This is a genomic window from Bradyrhizobium uaiense (genome assembly GCF_010811875.1).
Taxonomy (GTDB): Bacteria; Pseudomonadota; Alphaproteobacteria; order Rhizobiales; family Xanthobacteraceae; genus Bradyrhizobium; species Bradyrhizobium uaiense.
In genome coordinates this window covers 1-240 of record NZ_VKHP01001060.1, presented here as the reverse complement: position 1 = coordinate 240, position 240 = coordinate 1, and the positions used below count along the sequence as shown (strand labels likewise).

The 240-nt window shown below is 60.8% G+C and carries 1 pseudogene; it reads right to left on the bottom strand.

Annotated features, from left to right (window positions below):
• A pseudogene (locus FNJ47_RS48765) lies at positions 1–240 on the bottom strand (IS5/IS1182 family transposase); the annotation flags it as partial.

The following is a 240-nucleotide window of genomic DNA, read 5'->3' as shown; positions in this document are numbered from 1 at the left end:
CCCAAGCCCCGAACCGCCATATGTATCTTGGTGCTCAAGCCGCCGCGCGAGCGCCCGATCGCTTGATCTTCAGACCCCCTTTTTTCGCCCCGGCGGCGTGCTGATGCGCCCGGACGATGGTGGAATCCACGATCAGATATTCGAAGTCCGGATCATCGGACATCGCCTCGAAGATGCGGCACCAGACACCCTTGATGCTCCATCGACTGAAGCGCCGGAACACGCTGTTCCAATCGCCGA